General features: G+C 66.0%; 15 protein-coding genes. 3 read left to right on the top strand and 12 right to left on the bottom strand.

Annotated elements, in window-relative coordinates; all coding sequences use genetic code 11:
• Window positions 1–7 precede the first annotated feature (7 nt).
• The 6 genes from LC407_RS01720 to LC407_RS01695 all read right to left on the bottom strand — a co-directional run bounded on the left by LC407_RS01720 (window position 8) and on the right by LC407_RS01695 (window position 5,676).
• The gene (locus LC407_RS01720; protein WP_223482081.1) at window positions 8–781 is read right to left on the bottom strand and encodes a DUF1080 domain-containing protein; all 774 of its coding nucleotides are present in this window, start codon (window positions 779–781) and stop codon (window positions 8–10) included.
• Window positions 766–1,341, bottom strand: a complete 576-nt coding sequence (locus tag LC407_RS01715; RefSeq protein ID WP_223482080.1) for a gluconate 2-dehydrogenase subunit 3 family protein — start codon at window positions 1,339–1,341, stop codon at window positions 766–768. The genes LC407_RS01720 and LC407_RS01715 overlap by 16 nt, the downstream gene beginning before the upstream one ends.
• Window positions 1,341–3,026: a GMC family oxidoreductase gene (locus LC407_RS01710; RefSeq protein ID WP_223482079.1), complete on the bottom strand. Its 1,686-nt coding sequence runs from the start codon at window positions 3,024–3,026 to the stop codon at window positions 1,341–1,343. Before LC407_RS01710 ends, LC407_RS01715 begins: the two co-directional genes overlap by 1 nt.
• 26 nt (window positions 3,027–3,052) lie before the next feature.
• Window positions 3,053–3,943, bottom strand: coding sequence for a TIM barrel protein (locus tag LC407_RS01705; protein WP_223482078.1), 891 nt, complete (start codon window positions 3,941–3,943; stop codon window positions 3,053–3,055).
• Between the two features lie 203 nt (window positions 3,944–4,146).
• Window positions 4,147–5,019, bottom strand: coding sequence for a DUF1570 domain-containing protein (locus tag LC407_RS01700; protein WP_223482077.1), 873 nt, complete (start codon window positions 5,017–5,019; stop codon window positions 4,147–4,149).
• A 78-nt stretch (window positions 5,020–5,097) separates the two neighbouring features.
• Window positions 5,098–5,676, bottom strand: a complete 579-nt coding sequence (locus LC407_RS01695; protein WP_080149457.1) for a single-stranded DNA-binding protein — start codon at window positions 5,674–5,676, stop codon at window positions 5,098–5,100.
• 284 nt (window positions 5,677–5,960) lie between these two features.
• Between LC407_RS01695 and LC407_RS01690 the strand changes: the two genes are divergently transcribed.
• A complete protein-coding gene (locus tag LC407_RS01690; protein WP_025873949.1) occupies window positions 5,961–6,992 on the top strand; it encodes a LacI family DNA-binding transcriptional regulator in 1,032 nt (343 codons plus the stop codon).
• A 94-nt stretch (window positions 6,993–7,086) separates the two neighbouring features.
• Here LC407_RS01690 and LC407_RS01685 read toward each other — a convergent pair whose 3' ends face one another.
• The 3 genes from LC407_RS01685 to LC407_RS01675 form a co-directional block, all read right to left on the bottom strand.
• Window positions 7,087–9,141 (bottom strand): PAS domain-containing sensor histidine kinase, encoded by a 2,055-nt coding sequence (locus LC407_RS01685; protein WP_223482076.1) that lies wholly within the window; start codon window positions 9,139–9,141, stop codon window positions 7,087–7,089.
• The gene (locus LC407_RS01680; protein ID WP_033830567.1) at window positions 9,131–10,627 is read right to left on the bottom strand and encodes an ATPase domain-containing protein; all 1,497 of its coding nucleotides are present in this window, start codon (window positions 10,625–10,627) and stop codon (window positions 9,131–9,133) included. Before LC407_RS01680 ends, LC407_RS01685 begins: the two co-directional genes overlap by 11 nt.
• Window positions 10,628–10,708: 81 nt before the next feature.
• A complete protein-coding gene (locus tag LC407_RS01675) occupies window positions 10,709–11,422 on the bottom strand; it encodes a hypothetical protein (RefSeq protein ID WP_223482075.1) in 714 nt (237 codons plus the stop codon).
• 154 nt (window positions 11,423–11,576) lie between these two features.
• Here LC407_RS01675 and LC407_RS01670 point away from each other — a divergent pair, with 154 nt between their 5' ends.
• Both LC407_RS01670 and LC407_RS01665 read left to right on the top strand, forming a co-directional pair.
• On the top strand, window positions 11,577–12,476 hold the full coding sequence (locus tag LC407_RS01670; protein WP_223482074.1) for an ABC transporter ATP-binding protein: 900 nt from the start codon (window positions 11,577–11,579) through the stop codon (window positions 12,474–12,476).
• Window positions 12,477–12,488: 12 nt separating this feature from the next.
• Window positions 12,489–16,067 carry a M1 family aminopeptidase gene (locus LC407_RS01665; RefSeq protein WP_223482073.1) on the top strand — a complete coding sequence of 1,193 codons (3,579 nt, stop codon included), beginning with the start codon at window positions 12,489–12,491 and terminating at the stop codon, window positions 16,065–16,067.
• Window positions 16,068–16,222: 155 nt separating this feature from the next.
• On the opposite strand, the gene LC407_RS01660 is transcribed toward LC407_RS01665, so the two are convergent.
• From LC407_RS01660 to LC407_RS01650, 3 genes are all read right to left on the bottom strand, one after another.
• Window positions 16,223–16,528, bottom strand: coding sequence for a hypothetical protein (locus tag LC407_RS01660; RefSeq protein ID WP_033830565.1), 306 nt, complete (start codon window positions 16,526–16,528; stop codon window positions 16,223–16,225).
• Window positions 16,525–16,989: a GNAT family N-acetyltransferase gene (locus tag LC407_RS01655; RefSeq protein ID WP_032975876.1), complete on the bottom strand. Its 465-nt coding sequence runs from the start codon at window positions 16,987–16,989 to the stop codon at window positions 16,525–16,527. Before LC407_RS01655 ends, LC407_RS01660 begins: the two co-directional genes overlap by 4 nt.
• Window positions 16,990–17,106: 117 nt before the next feature.
• Window positions 17,107–17,493, bottom strand: a complete 387-nt coding sequence (locus LC407_RS01650; protein WP_025873957.1) for an SseB family protein — start codon at window positions 17,491–17,493, stop codon at window positions 17,107–17,109.
• Window positions 17,494–17,515: the final 22 nt, after the last annotated feature.

The raw sequence follows: 17,515 nt of genomic DNA, 5'->3' as shown, positions 1-17,515 counted from the left end.
GCCAGCGTTACAGCTCGCGCACCCAGATGTTGCGGTAGCTGACTTTGGCGTCGTGCTCCTGCAGATGGATCGGCGCGCACGCATGCGGTGAATACGAGGGCGGGCCGATGTACTCGGTCCTGCCCGCCAGCACGGTGTCGTCCTGCACCAGCACGCCGTTGTGCAGCACGGTGATGCGCGCGGGCGAGATGAGCCCGCCGCCCGGCGAGAAGCGCGGCGCCTTCCAGAGGATGTCGTAGGCCTGCCACTGCCCCGGTGCACGCGAGGCGTTCACCAGCGGCATGGCCTGCTTGTAGATGGAGCCGGCCTGGCCGTTGGCATAGGTCGGGTTGTTGTAGCTGTCCAGCACCTGCAGCTCATAGAGTTCCTGCAGGAAGATGCCGCTGTTGCCCCGGTTCTGGCCGTCGAAACCCTTGGTCTCGACAGGTGTGCGCCACTCGACATGCAGCTGGATGTCGCAGAAGCGCTGCCTGGTGCGGATGCCCTTGCTGCCCGGCACGATGGTCATGGCGCCGTCGGCGACGGTCCAGGGCACACGCCCACCCTGCTCCGACTCCCAGGCGGAGGCATCCTTGCCATCGAACAGCACGATGGCGTCGGACGGCGCCTTGCCCGGCGGCGTGGCCACGGTTGCAGGCACGGGCGTCCACACCTCGGTCTTTGCCGGGTCGCGCGTGGGCTCGGTGTTGGCCTGCGCGAACGCCGGTGCCGCGGCGAGCACGCCGGCGGCGATCAATAGCGGCGCGATCTTCATGGCGTGATCCATCAGCTGGTCCCCCATGCGGGCGTGCCGGGAACATAGGCCAGGTCGCCGTCGTAGCGGCCCGGCACGGCGACGTAACGCAGCACTTCGGTCGCGCCAACCTTGGAGGTAAAGAAACCGAAGATGGTGAGCTGCTTGAACATCGTGAAGTAATGCGGCATCGGTTCTCCTGCCTCGGCGGTGCCGGTTTCGGTCACCTCGACCGCGTGCTTCCTGGCCTCTGCATCCAGCGCGCGCAGCAGTTCAGTGCGGGCCTGCGGCGCAAGTGAAACGAAGCGGCCGCCGGCGCGTTTGTCGATATCGGCCAGGCCAGCACGGAACGTCGCCTGCTGCCGGGCGGTGTAGCAGTCGCTGACGAACGTCGCCATGAACGCACCGGCGCCTGCGTCTTTCGCCCCCGGCGTTTTCGTCCGCGGCAGGATGGTCTCGGCGATCTCGTCCAGCGTGCCGACATCCGCGTCCGAGAAGCGCGTCTTCGCCCCTGCGGCGGGAGCCTGTGCCTGACCGAGCGCGGGCAGGCCGATCATCGCCGCGCCGGTGGCGGCGACGATCATCTTCAGCAGTTCGCGGCGGTCCATCAGAGGTTCCCCGCTTTCAGTTCGCGCACGGCATGGTCAGCAGCCCGCGCGGTCAGTGCCATGTAGGTCAGCGACGGGTTCACGCAGGCGCTGGAGGTCATGCAGGCACCGTCGGTCACATAGACGTTGGGCGCATCCCAGACCTGGTTGTGCTGGTTCAGCACGGACGTCCTGCGGTCACGGCCCATGCGCGCGGTCCCCATCTCATGGATGCCCTTGCCCGGGGCGTAGTCGTTGTCGTGCATCTCCACGTCCTTGACGCCGGCGGCCTCGAGCATCTCGGCGGCATCGGCGGCCATGTCCTTGCGCATGGCCAGTTCGTTGGCGCGCATGGATACATCCATCGCCAGCACCGGCAGACCCCACTTGTCCTTGCGGTCCCGGTCCAGGCGGATCGTGTTGTCGTGGTGCGGCAGCATTTCGCCGAAGCCGGTCATGCCGATGCGCCAGTCACCGGGCACGGTCAGCGCCTCCTTCAGGTCGGCACCGATGTTCAGCTCGGCGATCTCGCGCGACCACCCCGTGCGACTGGCACCGCCCTGGTAGCCGAAGCCGCGCAGGTAGCCGCGCTTGTCAGCGGCCACGTTGCGGAAGCGTGGAATGTAGAAGCCGCAGGGACGACGGCCGAAGTAGTACTTGTCCTCGAAGCCTTCGACCCGGCCGGAGGCACCCGCGCCGAAATGATGGTCCATCACGTTGTGTCCCAGCTCACCGGACGAAGAGCCCAGCCCGCCCTCCCACACATCGGTGGCCGAGTTCATCAGCAGCCAGGTCGAATTGAAGGAGGAGGCGTTGAGGAAGATGACCTTGGCCATGTACTGGTAGGTCTGGCCGGTCTCTGCGTCGATGATCTCCACGCCCCGCGCCCGCTTGCGGTCCTTGTCGTAGAGCACTTCCTTGACGATGGAGAACGGCCGCAAGGTCAGGTTGCCGGTCTTCATCGCCGCTGGCAGTGTCGCCGCCTGGGTCGAGAAATAGGCACCGAAGGGACAGCCGAGGATGCACTTGTTGCGGTACTGGCAGTTGACGCGGCCCTGCTCGGGCATCGGCTTGGTGATGTTCGCCGTGCGCGAGTGGATCATGTGCCGGGTTCCGCCGAAGGCCTTCCTGATCCGCGCGGCCACGTCCTTTTCGACGATGTTCAACGGGATCGGCGGCAGGAACTCACCGTCCGGCAGCACGTCCAGCCCTTCGCGCGTACCGGCGATGCCGGCGAACTTCTCCACATGGTCGTACCAGGGCGCGATGTCGGCGTAGCGGATCGGCCAGTCGGTGGCGATGCCGTCCTTCAGGTTCGCCTCAAAATCCAGGTCGGAGAAACGATAGCTCTGTCGACCCCACATCAGTGAGCGACCGCCGACATGGTAGCCGCGGAACCAGTCGAATCGTTTGGTCTCGATGTACGGCGATTCCTGTTCGTCGGCCCACATGCCCTGCAGGTTCTCGGCCAGCGCGTAGTCGCGCATCAGCACCGGGAAGGCCGCCTTCATCGCCTGTGTAGGCCGGTTGCGATGCGGGAAATCCCACGGCTCCTTCATCGCGTTGACGTAGTCCTTGACGTGCTCGATGTTGCGTCCGCGTTCCAGCATCAGGACCCTCAGGCCCTTCTCGGTCAGTTCCTTCGCCGCCCAACCGCCACTGATTCCCGAGCCAACAACAATGGCGTCGTAATGATTGTCTGCCATGGATCTCTCACCTGGTGGATATCGTTTCAGACGTCGCAGAGGCGGATGGCCTCGCGCAGCGAACCGACGGGATCCGGTGCCGCAGGCATGAATTCCTGCGCCAGATACCCATCGAAACCGGTGTCGCGGATCGCGCGACAGATGGCGGGGTAATTGAGTTCCTGCTGGTCCCCGATCTCGTGCCGGCCCGGCACGCCCGCGGTGTGGTAATGCTTGAAACAGGCGTGGTGCCTGCCGATGGTGGCGATGATGTCGCCCTCCATGATCTGCATGTGATAGATGTCGTACAGCAGGCCGAAGTTGTCCGAGCCGAGCCGCTGGCACAGCTCCACGCCCCAGGCGGAGTGGTCGCACAGGTAGTCGCGATGATCGACCCTGGAGTTCAGCAGCTCCATCACCAGCACCACGCCACGTTTCTCGGCATGCCCGAGGATGCGCTTGAGGCCGGCCTCGGCATTGGCCATGCCCTCCTGCGGGTCCATGCCGTTGCGGTTGCCGGAAAAGCAGATGAGGTTGCGGTAACCGGCATCGGCCACCAGGTCGATATGCCGCGTGTAGCGCTCCACCAGCTCATCGTGGAACTCACGGGCGGCAAAGCCCTTGGTAAGGCCCAGCTCGGCGCCGTTGCACATCGAGCTGTATACGCCATGGGCCTTCAGGGTGGGCCAGTCTTCCGGGCCGACCAGGTCGATCGCGGCAAAACCGATGTCCTTCACCGTCGCGCAGAGCTGGGCGACCGACAGCTGCGGAAAGGTCCAGCGGGCCACGGCGTGCTTCAGGTTGCCCTTGAGCGGCGCAGTGGCGGCAAACGCAGGCAGAACGCCCGCCGCCCCCAAGCCAAGGCTCGCAGCGGCCGCCATGCGCAGCGCATCGCGCCGCGTGAGGCCCGGGGCCGGTCTGATCGAATGGATGGACATCCACCTGCCGGCCTCCCAACCGGTATCAAACGCAACGATTCACGGCAATGCAATCGATTGCACCATAGGGGAGGAAATTGTCTGTTTGCAAGTCGCGGTGCACGAAAATCAATGCTGCGAGGCACCACGGCAAGCCCGATTCCGGCATCGCAGCTGAGCGGCCAAGGTGTGCAGCGCTGCGGGGAAGCGAACGCGCGTGAAGCTCAGTGCAGTTCCCGCTTGCCCTGGGACCGGGCCAAGGCGCGCAGGTGTTGATGCCAGCGCGGTTCGAATTCCGCGTAGCTGCCGATCAGCTGCTGGAAGGCCGCTGGATCTCCGCGTCGGTGCAGAAGCAGCAGAGCTTGCCGACGATGGGCCTGGTCGTCGCCTTCCATCAGGAAGTGAACCAGGCTCCACCATGCCAGGTAGTAGCCGTTCACGTGCGCTGCGACGGGCGGCCCGCTGTCTTCCACCAGTTGCTGCAGGGTGGGCAGCGGCGCATTTTCGAGGCTGGGGCGCCCGGCGCTATCGAAGCGTAGTTCGCTCAGCCACCAGACCGGGTAGCCGGCCGGATCCGGCGTGCCCACCTGCAGCGTTCCGCCTGAAAGCCTGCTGGCGCCGAAGTAACAGGCCATGCCTTCGTTCATCCAGCGTCGCGGGGACAGGCCACTGGCCTCGGCCAGCAGCTGATGGGTCACTTCATGCAGCATCCACTGATGGGGCGCGTCGCCCTCGCCGGGGTAGGCAAAGGCGTAAGGTCGGCGGTAGTACGCCTCGGCCCATGGGCTGCTGCGGTTGTGTGCCTTGAAGTCGACCTGGTCGCGGTACAGCACCAACTGGAAAGGCCCGGCGGTGCCTCGCTGCCCCACGGTCATCGCATACGACCGATGCAGCGCTTCCACGGCCATGCCGACCGCAGCGGTCTGTTGCGGGTTTGCGGCGCTGTGGATGAGGAAGTGCGGTGTACGCGACGCCATCGCAGGCAGGCCAGGTGGCGCGGTCGTAGCTGATTGGCGCCGGGAATCGCGGTTACCGCCGTCGCTGCAGCCGCCGAGAATCAGCAGCAGCGCGATGGTGGCTAGGCGGAAGCGCGTCATGTGCACCCACGCTACAACAAAAAACCCCGGCAGGCGCTGGGCCTTGCCGGGGTTCTGCAGGCCGGAGCCTGGCGGGAATCAGAACGGAATATCGTCGTCAGCGAAGTCATCCATCGGCGGCGCCGACTGCTGCGGCTGCTGCTGCGGACGCTGCTGGCCGTAGCCGCCGCCCTGGTTGCCGCCCTGGTTGTAACCACCGCCCTGGCCGCCACGCGGGTTGCCACCACCGCCGCCGCCGTATTCCTGGCGCGGGGCCTGCTGGCGCTGCGGGCGCTCGCCGCCAGCGAAGTTGCCACCGCCGCCGCCACCGCCGCCGCCTTCACCGCGGCCGCCCAGCATCTGCATTTCGTCAGCGACGATGTCGGTGGAGTACTTCTCCACGCCGTCCTGGCCGGTGTACTTGTCGTAACGCAGGCTGCCTTCGACGTACACCGAGCTGCCCTTGCGCAGGTACTCGCCGGCGATCTCGCCGAGCTTGCCGAAGAACACCACGCGGTGCCATTCGGTACGTTCCTGCTGGTTGCCATCCTTGTCCTTGCGGACGCTGGTGGTAGCCAGGCTGATGCGGGTGATCGCCATGCCGCTCTGGGTGTACTTCACGTCCGGGTCGTTGCCGAGGTTGCCGACCAGGATGACTTTGTTGATGCCGCGCGCCATAGGTACCTTCGTCCGTTGTCCAGGGGCAGGCCGCCAGTGATAGCACGTCCCCGGGCGGGGGTGCAGAGCGCTGGGGTCGCCCCCGGGAAATTTGGGGGAATACGAGAACGGGTCATCTTACCATCCCCTCGGCCGACACCTGGGTCGGGAAAGCCCCCGGCCATGGCCGGAATCCGGCCTGCAGCCCCCTGGGCAGGGCACTGCGCGCGCCCTGCCCCGGCGCGCGGCGCCAGCCCATCGGCGCCCCATGGCATCATTCCCCGATCATTTCCCTGCCGGCCCCCATGACCATCAAAGGCAAAGCCACCTCCCTGGACATCGCCCACCTGGCCGGGGTCTCCCAGCCCACGGTGTCGCGGGCCCTGCGCGGCAGCCCGATGGTCAACGCCGAGACCCGCGAGCGCATCCTGCGCATCGCCCGCGAGCTGAACTACAAGGTCGACAAGAATGCCTCCAGCCTGCGCCTGCGCAATGCCGGCACGCTGGCCCTGCTGTTCTTCGAGGACCCGACCAACGACGACTCGCTGATCAACCCGTTCTTCCACTCGATGCTGGGGTCGATCACCCGTGCCTGCGCGCTGCATGGGCAGGACCTGCTGGTGTCCTTCCAGCAGCTGTCCACCGACTGGCAGGCCGATTACGAAGACAGCAACAAGGCCGATGGCATCATCCTGCTGGGCTATGGCGACTACCACCAGTCGCGCGACCGCCTGCAGCGGCTGGTGGAACAAGGCACCCACTTCGTGCGCTGGGGCGCGGCCCTGCCCGGCCAGCCGGGGGTGTCGATCGGCAGCGACAACTTCCAGGGCGGGCATGACATCACCGCCCACCTGCTGGAACAGGGCTGCCGCCGCATCGCCTTCCTCGGCCATGCCTCCAGCCATTACCCGGAATTCCAGGAGCGCTATCGCGGCCACGTGGAGGCGCTGCGTGCGCATGGCCTGACCGCCGACCCGGCGCTGCAGCACGATGCGATCACCACCGAGGCCTCCGGGCATGAGGCGTGCCTGTCACTGCTGGCCCAGGACCGTTCCATCGATGCGGTCTGCGCGGCCAGCGACCTGATCGCCATCGGCGCGGTGCGCGCGCTGCGCGAGCAGGGCCTGCGGGTGCCGCAGGACGTGGCGGTGACCGGCTTCGATGACATCCCGCTGGCAGCCTCGGTGTCGCCGCCGCTGACCACCGTGCAGCAGGACACCAAGCAGGCCGGCCAGCTGCTGGTGGAGAAGCTGCTGGCGCTGATCGGCCGGCAGCCGGTGGAAGGCCAGAGCATTCCGGTGAAGCTGGTGGTGCGCGAGTCGTCGCTGCGCACGTAGCCCTTCGGTGGCGCCAGGCCATGCTCGGCATGCATGCGTGGGACGCAAGGCCGACGACAGCCGGGCATGGCCCGGCTCTACAGGACCTGCATCGCTACGCGCCGCCCGGCATGGCCGTGCGTACCGCCATGCTGAACTCATCCAGCAGGAAGGGCTTGGCGATCATCGCCATGCCTTCATCGAGGAAGGCCGCGCGCTCCTGTGCCTTTTCCGCATAGCCGGTCATGAACAGGATCGGCAGCGCTGGCCGCGTTTGCCGCGCGATCTCCGCCAGCTGTCGCCCGTTGAGCCCCGGCAGCCCGACATCGGTGACCAGCAGATCGATGCTCTGCGCCGAAGTGAGGATGGGAATCGCCGCATCGGCATCACCCACCACCTGCGCGTGATACCCCAGGTCTTCCAGCACCACCGTCACCAGCATCCGTACCTGCTCGTCATCCTCCACCACCAGGATGGACTGGCCGGCGCCGCGCCGGATCGGCTGCGAAGGTGCAGGCGCGTCTTCCACAACGGCCTCCGACAACGGAATGAACAGCAGCACCGTCGTTCCCTCGCCGACATTGGACTGGATGGCGATGTGGCCACCGGACTGCTGCATGAAGCCGTACACCATCGACATGCCCAGCCCCGTTCCCTTGCCGATGGGCTTGGTGGTGAAGAAGGGCTCGAAGGCGCGCTCGACCACTTCCGGCGCCATGCCGGCACCGGTGTCGGCCACCTCCACCAGTGCGTAGTTACCGGCAGGCACGGCCGTGTACTGGCCTTCCCTTACGCTTACCGACGAGGCACGCAGAGTCAGATCGCCGCCGTCCGGCATCGCATCACGCGCGTTGATGGCCAGGTTCAGCAGCGCACTCTCGAACTGGTTGGCATCCAGCGTGGCGTGCAAGGGCAGCGGCGAGGGTTCGGCGCGGATGCGCACCGCCTCGCCCAGGGTGCTGTGCAGCAGGTGCTGCACCGAAACCAGCAGCGTGTTGAGCTCCACCGGACGCGCATCCAGCGACTGCCGCCGGGAGAACGCCAGCAGGCGCTGGGTCAATGCCGCGGCACGCTGGGCCGAGGCGGTAGCGGTGTCAAGAAAACGCTCGAGGTCGTCGACCCGGCCCATGTCCAGGCGCAGCCGGACGATGTCCAACGCGGACAGGATGCCGGTCAGCATGTTGTTGAAATCGTGGGCGATGCCGCCGGTCAGCTGGCCGATCGCCTCCATCTTCTGTGACTGCCGCAATGCAGCGTCGCTGGCCTCGCGCGCCGCCATCTGCGCTTCCAGTTCACGGGTGCGCTCGGCCACCATCGCCTCCAGCGCATGCGCGTGCTGTTGGCTGCTCGCGAGGGCCAGCTTGGCCGCGGTGATATCGGTGACGAATACGTGGAAGCCGTCGATGCGCCCCTCGCCGTTGCGGCGCGGCGAGTAACGCACTTCACAGTCCCGGCGCCCATACACGCGATGTGGCCAGACGATCTCGAACATGGCCTCGCGACCGGCCAACGCGGCTTCCATCGCCGGGCGACGCTGCTGCCATACGACCTCGCCGATGACCTCGCGCACATGCGTGCCGATCACTTCGCCGGTAGCCAGTTCGAACCAGTTTTCATAGGCCTTGTTGGCGAAGCGGAAGCACAGCGAGCGGTCCACGAATGCGATCAGCACCGGCATTGCATCGGCGATCAAGCGCAGCTCGGACTCGCTGCGCGCCAGCGCCGCACGGCCATCGGCCAAGGCGGCGACCTGGTCGCGCACCACGAACTGCTTGCCACGCGCGCGCAGCGCGCCCTGCACAGCGCTGAGCAACGACATGCTGCCCAATGGCCGGTCCATCTCCACTACGTTGATCGAGCCGGGCAACAACGGTTCACGGGTGGAACGCCGGTAGGAACGCGCCGAGCGCAGCAGGATGAACGGAATGTCCGACCAGGCCGGCTGCTGCTGCAGCGCCTGCAGCAGTACCTCGCTACCGCGTGCCACCGCTTCCTGGGTCACCACCACCAGCCCGGTGCAGTCATCGAGTTGCTCAGCCAGCACTTCCAGGCTTGGCGCGATGCCTGTCCTCAACCCGGCGCCGGCCAGCACCGCCGCGATGCTGTCGGCATCACGGCCGAAGGGAGCGACGATACGGACAACGGTGCCGCCCTCATCGCTATCGGACATCGGACTGGCCCAGCAGCGCTGCGCTGTCGCCGACGAACTCCGGCGTGCCGGTGAGGATGCCCTGGAAATCGGCCAATGCGGCACTGACCGTGATGCCGCGCCCGTCGATCTTCAGTTCGCGGATGGTGTCTTCATGCGCACCGCCGCGGTTCTTGATCACCGAGATCGCCTTGCGGATGCGTCCCTTCGCTTCGAAGAATCGGAACAGCACCACCGCATCAGCGATGTAGGACACATTGAGGCTGCCGGTGGACATGGTGCCGACCAGCCCATGCTGCGGGTTGATCATGAAGGTCGCCACACCCTTCTGGTTGAGGTAGGACAGCATCTCGTGCAGCTGCAGCATCAGCTGTTTTTCCTGCGGCATGGCGGTCACGTAGCCGTTGAGGCTGTCGATCACCAGCACACGGCAGTTGCGCTCCTCCACGGACTTGCGCAGGTTCCAGGAGAACTCCCCGGGCGACACTTCGGCCGGGTCGATCTGCAGGATCTCCAGCATGCCGGAGCGCAGATGCTTGTCCAGATCGATATCCAGCGCCGAAGCGCGTGCCAGCAGCGTGCCCACGCGCTCGTCGAACTCGAAGATGCAGCTGCGCTCGCCGCGCTCGCAGGCCGCCCACACATACTGCAGCGCCACGTTGGTCTTGCCGCTGCCGGCCGGGCCGGTCAACAGGGTGGAGGTACCGCGCAGCGGACCGCCGCCCAGCAGCCGGTCGATCTCGGCCACGCCGCTGCTGATGGGCGTTCCGACGAACCGTCCGTGATGTTCCGAGGCGATCAGGCGGGGGAAGATCTGCACGCCACCGCGACGGATCACCATGTCGTGGTAGCCGGCAACGAAATCGACGCCCCGCAGCTTCTGCACCTGCATCCGGCGCCGCGCAGGGCCGAAGTCCAGGGTCAGGCGTTCCAGCGAGACCACGCCGTGGCACAGGCTGTGCAGCTGGCCGTCGCGCTCATCGCCGGTGGACGTCAGGTCGTCCACCAGGAAAACCGTCGCACTCTTGGGCGCGAAGAACTGCTTGAGTGCGAGGATCTGCCGACGATAGCGCAGCGAATCCTGCGCCAGCAGGCGCAGTTCCGACAACGAATCGAACACCACCCGGGTCGGCCCGATGCTGTCCACCTTGGACATGATCAGGTTGACCGTCTCGTCCAGCTCCATTTCCCACGAATGCAGCACCGACTGCAGGCGGCCATTGCCCATCGCACCTTCGGCCGAACCCAGCTCGAACAGGTGCAGACCGTCCAGCGACCAGCCGTGCGCCAACGCGACTTCGCGCAGCTCCTCGGCGGTCTCGGACAGGGTGATGTAGAGGCAGCGCTCGCCGCGCCGCAGGCCTTCCAGCAGGAACTGCAGGGACAGCGTGGTCTTGCCGGAGCCCGGCGGCCCCTCAAGCAGGTACAGCCGCGCCTGCGGCAGCCCGCCACCAATGATGCTGTCCAGTCCTTCAATTCCGGTTGTGATCCGCATGCGTGCCTGCATCGACGTCGACGTTTGAGGGGGAAAGCCTATCGGCGCCCCTGTCGACGCATTGTGTGATCCAGCGCACCGCTGTTAACGCATTCAGGAAGCTTTCACGGCGCCAGCTCTGCCCCGCCACCAAGCGCGCCCCTTGCGCCAGCTCCACGCCAGCATCACCACCGCATAGAGTGCCAGCAGCAGTTGCAGCGCTGGTTTGACGATAAACAGCAGCCACAACCAACCGTAGTCCGCGTCAGTCACTTTCATCTGAAGGCCCGGTTCCAGGCCCAGTGTCGCGGTTTCTCCGCGCAGGCCAGGCCCGACCTCCACAACGGTGATCTTCAGGTGCAGGTTGCCAGCACCCAGCGTAAGCGGCGAGGCCAGTGGCGGCCACTGGAAATCGGTGGGCGATGCGCTGGGTTCGTCCGGCGTAAATTCGCGCGTCACCTCACCCGAGCCATGCGAACTGACCGGCATGGCCCGATAGATCGCGTGCCGACCGTCATGCTCGACTTTCAGCCTGATCGGCTCGCCGGGCGTGCGGAAGCGCAGGAAACCGGCGTGCTGACTGTTCTGCCAGTTGCCAAGCACGGGGTCCGGCTGGTCGTAGTCCGGCGGGGGACGCTGGAACGTCAACGACAGCTGCGGCCGCCCCGGCAACAGCCGCTCGGTTTCCAGCGTCAGCTGCGTGCCCGGTTCCAGCAGCAGCGGTGCGGATGCGTAATGCGTGGCAGTACGGAAATCGGCCAGCGACAGCGCCAGCCCGATACTGAGGGAGATCAACAGCAACCAGCTTGACCAGAATGCGATGCGCACCGGATGTCCTTTTCCGAGTCGGGGCGCGAACGAGTATATCCAGCCCACCCGTTGGGACGGCCATCGTCTGGGGGCACCATGACCAAAGGGGCATGACGCCGCCCCCGTTCAGCGCGATAAACAGCAGATCAACACACGGAAAGGTGTACGTCGCATGCTGAAGATCGATTCGCTGTCCAAGACGTACGCCAACGGCGTACACGCGTTGAACGGGGTCACCCTGGATATTCCCCGCGGCATGTTTGGCCTGCTCGGGCCCAACGGCGCGGGGAAATCCTCGCTGATGCGCACGCTGGCCACCCTGCAGGAAGCCGACAGCGGCAGTGCCACCCTGAGCATTCCGGGTGAAGCGCCGATCGACGTGCTGCGCGACAAGGATGCCGTGCGCCGCCGGCTGGGCTACCTGCCGCAGGATTTCGGGGTGTACCCGAAGGTCAGCGCACTGGACCTGCTGGAACACTTTGCCGTACTGAAGGGCTTGACCCAGCGCGGTCAGCGCCGCGAGGTGGTCGATGGCCTGCTGCAGCAGGTGAACCTGTGGGATGCGCGCAAGCGCAAGCTGGGCACCTACTCCGGCGGCATGCGCCAGCGCTTCGGTATCGCCCAGGCGCTGTTGGGCGACCCGCGCCTGGTGATCGTCGACGAACCCACCGCCGGCCTTGATCCGGAAGAGCGCAACCGCTTCCTCAACCTGCTGGCGGCCATCGGCGAGAACGTGGCGGTGATCCTGTCCACCCACATCGTCGAGGACGTGACCGACCTGTGCCCCACCATGGCGATCATGAACAAGGGCCAGGTGCTGCTGACCGGTCGCCCCACCGATGCGATCGAGGCGTTGCAGCAGCAGGTCTGGCGCAAGCAGGTGGAGCCTTCCGAACTGGCCGACCACGAGGCGCGCTACACGGTGCTGTCCTCGCGCCTGGTCGGCGGCCGCCCGGTGATCCACGTGCACAGCGCCAGCGAGCCCGGTGATGGCTTCACTGCAGTGGCCCCCGATCTCGAGGATGTGTACTTCCAGCGCCTGCGCCTGCAGGCGCGTGCCCGTGCAGCCTGAGCGGAGCACACCATGATCCTCACCTTCTTCCGCTTCGAGCTGCGCGAGCAGCTGCGTTCGCCGCTGCTGTGGCTGCTGGCGTTCCTGTTCGCCGCGCTGGCCTTCGCCGCCGCCTCCTCCGAAGCCGTACAGATCGGCGGCGGCGTCAACAACGTGCACAGCAATGCGCCGATCGTCATCGCGCGCTTCATGGGCATCTTCACCATGATGGGCATGCTGGTGTCCACCCTGTTCGTCAGCAATGCACTGCTGCGCGACTTCGAGCTGGGCACCTCGGAGCTGATCTTCGCAAGCCCGATCAAGCGCCGCGATTACCTGGCCGGACGCATCCTGGCAGCGATCTGCGCCAGCCTGGTGGTCTACCTGATCATCGCGCTGGGCATCTTCCTGGGGCCGTTCATGCCCTGGGTGGACAAGGCCCGCGTCGGCCCGGTTTCGCTGGCCAGCTATGCCTGGACCTTCACCTGGATCGTGCTGCCCAACGTGTTGTTCACCACCGCCCTGCTGTCGCTGCTGGCGGCGCTGACGCGCTCGATCCTGTGGGTCTACATCGGCCTGGTCGGCTACTTCGTGCTGTATGGCGTGAGTGCCTCGCTGCTGAGCGATATCGACAACGTCTGGGTCGCCACGCTGACCGAGCCACTGGGCATGCGCGCGCTCGGCCGCACGGTCCGCTACTGGGCCGCCGAGCAGAGCAATACCCGCCTGCCCGAGGTCGCAGGCTACCTGCTGGCCAACCGTGCCCTGTGGCTGGGGGTGGCCGCCGTCTTGTTCACCGCCACCTTCGCTCTGTTCCGCACCGAGCGTACCGGCAGTGGGCGCAGGCGTTGGGGCCGTCGCCAGGCCGTGGCCAGCGCCGATGCGCCGCGACCGGCGGCGATCACCGCGCCGCGCGTGCACCCCCGCTTCAGCGCGGCAACCGGCTGGCACCAGTTCGTGCGCCAGGTGCGCTTTGACACCCTCGGCGTCCTGCGCGGGGTGCCGTTCATCGTGCTGCTGGTGCTGGGCCTGGCCAACTTCATCCCCGCCGCCCTGCACCAGAGCGCGGTCTATGGCACGCCGATCTGGCCGGTCACCACCGAAATGCTGTCGGCCCTGCAGGGCGCCTACAGCTGGCTGCTGGTGATCATCGTGCTGTTCTATTCCGGCGAACTGGTCTGGAAGGAGCGCGCGGTCCGCTTGAACGAAGTCAACGACGCCATGCCCGTACCCAACTGGGTACCGCTGCTGGCCCGGCTGACCACCCTGGTGGTGATCGTCGCCTGCTTCCAGGCCATCGGTGCGGTGGTGTCGATGGCCATGCAGCTGGTGCAGGGCTACACCCACCTGGAGCCGCTGCTGTACCTGAAGGTGCTGGCCCTCGGTTCGGTGTTCTATGTGCTGATGGGCGGCATGGCGCTGGTGCTGCAGGTCCTGACCAACAACAAGTTCTTCGGCTACGCGCTGTTGATCGTGGTGATGATCGCGCAGGTCGCGCTGGGCCTGCTGGACTACACCCAGAACCTGTACAACTTCGGCAACTGGCCCAACGCCCCGTACTCGGACATGAACGGCTACGGCCACTTCCTGCCTGGGCAGCTGGTCTTCCAGGCCTATTGGGGCCTGCTGCTGGCCGCGCTGCTGTTCCTTGCCTCCGCGTTCTGGGTGCGCGGCGTCGGCGCCAGTGCGCGTGACCGGCTGAAGCTGGCGGCACGCCGCCTGCGCGGTCCTACCGGCGCTGGCTTTGCCGTATCCCTGCTCGGCTTTGTCGCGCTCGGCGGATGGTTGTACTGGAGCACCAACATCCGCAATGAATTCCTGTCTCCCGACCAGCAGCGCGACCTGCAGGTGCGCTACGAGCGCGAGCTGTCCAAGTACAGGAACCTGCCGCAACCGCGCATCATCGCCGTCGACAACCGCGTGGACCTGCATCCGGAAACCCAGTCGATGGTCATCGATGCCGACTGGACGGTGCGCAACACCCACGCTGCCCCGATCAGTGACATCCACATCGCGATGGGCGATGACCGCAATCTGGTCAAGGTCGACCTGGGCGGGCAGACCCTGGCCTTCCATGATGTCGACCTGGGTTACCGCATCTACCGCCTGGCCACGCCATTGCAACCCGGCGAGCAGCGGCAGGTGCATTTCCGCGTCGAACAACGCCCCAAGGGCATCACCGCCGGCCAGGCACCCAGCAACATCGTGGACAACGGCACGTTCTTCAACAGCACCCTGCTGCCGTCATTCGGCTACGACCCGCGCGGCGAGCTGGAGGACCGCAACGAACGGCGCAAGCGCGGGCTGGGTGAGCCGACCCGCATGCCGAAGCTGGAGGATGAAGCAGCACGTGCCAACACCTACATCTCCGACGACGCCGACTGGCTGGACTTCCGTACCACCATCTGCACCGCACCGGACCAGGTCGCGCTGGCCCCGGGCTACCTGCAGCACGAGACCACCGTGAACGGCCGCCGCTGCTTCAGCTATGCGATGGACCGGCCCATGCTCAACTTCTACGCCTATCTGTCGGCGCGCTGGCAGGTGAAGAAGGGCATGTACAAGGACATTCCGATCGAGGTGTACTTCGACCCGGCCCATGCCTACAACGTGGACCGCATGATCGAGGCGGTGCAGAAGTCGCTGGCCTACTACGAGGCGAACTTCACGCCCTACCAGCACCGCCAGGTGCGCATCATCGAGTTCCCGGGCTACCAGAGCTTTGCCCAGTCCTTCGCCAACACCATCCCCTACTCCGAGTCGATCGGCTTCATCGCCGACCTGCGTGACCCGGACAAGGTGGACTACGTGTTCTACGTCACCGCGCATGAGATCGCACACCAGTGGTGGGCGCACCAGGTGATCGGTGCCAACGTGCAGGGCGCCACGGTACTGTCCGAATCGCTGTCGCAGTACTCGGCGCTGATGGTGATGGAAAAGGAGTACGGCCGTGCGCACATGCGCCAGTTCCTGAAGACCGAACTGGACCGCTATCTGGCCGGCCGTGGCGGCGAGCGCATCGAGGAACTGCCGCTGGAACGGGTGGAGAACCAGCAGTACATCCACTATCGCAAGGGTTCGCTGGTGTTCTACCGCCTGCGTGAGGAAATCGGCGAACAGGCGCTGAACCGCGCCCTGCAGCGCTTCCTGCAGGACAAGGGCTACCAGCAGCCGCCGTACACCACCTCGCGGGAGCTGCTGGACTACCTGCGTGCGGAGACCCCGGCCGACCGCCAGCAGCTGCTGACCGATCTGTTCGAGAAGATCACGCTGTACGACAACCGGCTGGAGACCGCCAGCGCGCGCAAGCGTGCCGATGGCCGCTACGACGTCACCCTGAAGCTGCACGCCGCCAAGGTCCATGCCGATGGCCAGGGCAAGGAAACGCCGGCCACGCTGGACGACTGGGTCGAGATCGGCGTGTTCGCCAATGGTCCCTCGGGCAAGGAACGCGACCAGAAGGTGCTGTACCTGCAGCGCCATCACATCACCACGGCAGCGCCGACGATCACGGTGACGGTGGATGCCAAGCCGGACGAGGCCGGTTTCGATCCGTACAACAAGCTGATCGACCGGGTGAGCGAAGACAACCGGCGCAAGGTGACGATGTGATGTGAGTGGCGGTGCCGGCCTTCGGGCCGGCACCGATCTCCTACGGCATCCACGCATGGCGTGGATCTACGGGGATGCATCCACGCAGGGCGTGGATCTACTGGAACACATCCATGCGCGGCGTGGATGCCGTAATGCCCGGTTGACGCCCTGGGTTACGCTGCGGGGCCCTGCGAACCGGCCTTCGGCCCCAGCACCGCCAGCAGCACGTAGATCACGATCGACGCCACGGTGCCGAGTGCAGCCAGCAACATGAAGGCAAACTCCGAACGGCCCTGCAGCCCTGCCCAAACGCCCAGATGCCAGGCAGCGCCAAGATTGATCAGCCAGGCGATGACGAACACCGGCCACTGCACGATGCCGACCGCGCTCAGCAATGGCGCGGCGATGAGGGCTGCGACGATGGCGCCGATCAGGAAGACCAGGGCAAGACGGGAATGGCGGGCCGAGGCGGTGCTCATGCGCTCAACCCGCGGACCATCACCAGCACCGGGAAGCCACGCGTGTCGGACTCGACAACGGGCTTCCACCCCAATCGCGCATACAGACCACCGTCCAGCGACTCGGTCTGCAGGTAGAGCTGCGATATGCCCATCGACCGGGCCTGCTTCACTGCGTGTTCGACAAGCGTGCTGGCCAACCCTCGCCCGCGTTGGCTGTCGGCCACATACACGCTTCCCAGCCAGTGCTCATACTCGGGAAAACCGGGCATCTCACCGCGCTTGAGCTGCACGGCGCCGACCACCTGCCCATCGTCGATTGCCGCCAGCAGATGCGGGAATCCCTGCGCGTCCTTGGGCTTGCGCAGCCGCAGACGCTCATCTTCCAGAGTGAAGCCTGCATCCTTTCCCCACTGCGCGTGATACCACTGCGCCAGCTGCTCGCACTCCGGCGCTGCCGGCGCCAGCATCCTGAACTCCATGGGTAACCTCGCTGTCCTGATCGTCCTTCAGGAAAGCATGCTTCACCCCTGCAGTCACTGCAAATCGTTGCAATCAATCCAACCGTGCATGGGATCGGCTCCCCGGCGATATGCACCTCAGCCCTGCGAGAAGTCCTTCAGGATCTCACCGACGCCGCTGGGCGAGATCTCGAAGCCCAGCGTAGTGCCCGGGTTGATCACCACGCCGTAGCCGCCCGGCACGCGGCGCAGCACGTCCAGCATCAGCCAGCGGACCTGATGCTCGGCCTGCTGGCTGTAGATGCCCACCCGCGCCGGATCGGTGAACACAGCCACGTGCAGGGTGCCCTGCTTGTCGAACAGCAGCGGATCGAAGCCACTCCCATCGGGCGTGACCAGGCTGCCCGTCAGCAGCACCACCTGGGAAGCAACGAAGGCCTCCATGAATGCCCGGATCGGCACTGTTCCGTCCATCGCGGCCTTGAGCAGGGTTTCGATGGGAGTCTGCGGGGCAAGGTCGGTCATGGCAGTACGAGCGCGGCATCAG

This window comes from Stenotrophomonas sp. OVS01A, from assembly GCF_019969775.1.
Taxonomy (GTDB): Bacteria; Pseudomonadota; Gammaproteobacteria; order Xanthomonadales; family Xanthomonadaceae; genus Stenotrophomonas; species Stenotrophomonas indicatrix.
Note: the sequence above shows the minus strand (reverse complement) of the source record. Positions and strands in the feature narration are given on the sequence as shown.

Coding starts and splice junctions, on each gene's coding strand:
- LC407_RS01685 (WP_223482076.1), bottom strand. CDS start 9,141: ATGTCCGATAGCGATGAGGGCGGCACCGTTGTCCGTATCGTCGCTCCC.
- LC407_RS01680 (WP_033830567.1), bottom strand. CDS start 10,627: ATGCAGGCACGCATGCGGATCACAACCGGAATTGAAGGACTGGACAGC.
- LC407_RS01690 (WP_025873949.1), top strand. CDS start 5,961: ATGACCATCAAAGGCAAAGCCACCTCCCTGGACATCGCCCACCTGGCC.
- LC407_RS01720 (WP_223482081.1), bottom strand. CDS start 781: ATGGGGGACCAGCTGATGGATCACGCCATGAAGATCGCGCCGCTATTG.
- LC407_RS01665 (WP_223482073.1), top strand. CDS start 12,489: ATGATCCTCACCTTCTTCCGCTTCGAGCTGCGCGAGCAGCTGCGTTCG.
- LC407_RS01700 (WP_223482077.1), bottom strand. CDS start 5,019: ATGACGCGCTTCCGCCTAGCCACCATCGCGCTGCTGCTGATTCTCGGC.
- LC407_RS01660 (WP_033830565.1), bottom strand. CDS start 16,528: ATGAGCACCGCCTCGGCCCGCCATTCCCGTCTTGCCCTGGTCTTCCTG.
- LC407_RS01705 (WP_223482078.1), bottom strand. CDS start 3,943: ATGTCCATCCATTCGATCAGACCGGCCCCGGGCCTCACGCGGCGCGAT.
- LC407_RS01670 (WP_223482074.1), top strand. CDS start 11,577: ATGCTGAAGATCGATTCGCTGTCCAAGACGTACGCCAACGGCGTACAC.
- LC407_RS01655 (WP_032975876.1), bottom strand. CDS start 16,989: ATGGAGTTCAGGATGCTGGCGCCGGCAGCGCCGGAGTGCGAGCAGCTG.
- LC407_RS01695 (WP_080149457.1), bottom strand. CDS start 5,676: ATGGCGCGCGGCATCAACAAAGTCATCCTGGTCGGCAACCTCGGCAAC.
- LC407_RS01715 (WP_223482080.1), bottom strand. CDS start 1,341: ATGGACCGCCGCGAACTGCTGAAGATGATCGTCGCCGCCACCGGCGCG.
- LC407_RS01650 (WP_025873957.1), bottom strand. CDS start 17,493: ATGACCGACCTTGCCCCGCAGACTCCCATCGAAACCCTGCTCAAGGCC.
- LC407_RS01710 (WP_223482079.1), bottom strand. CDS start 3,026: ATGGCAGACAATCATTACGACGCCATTGTTGTTGGCTCGGGAATCAGT.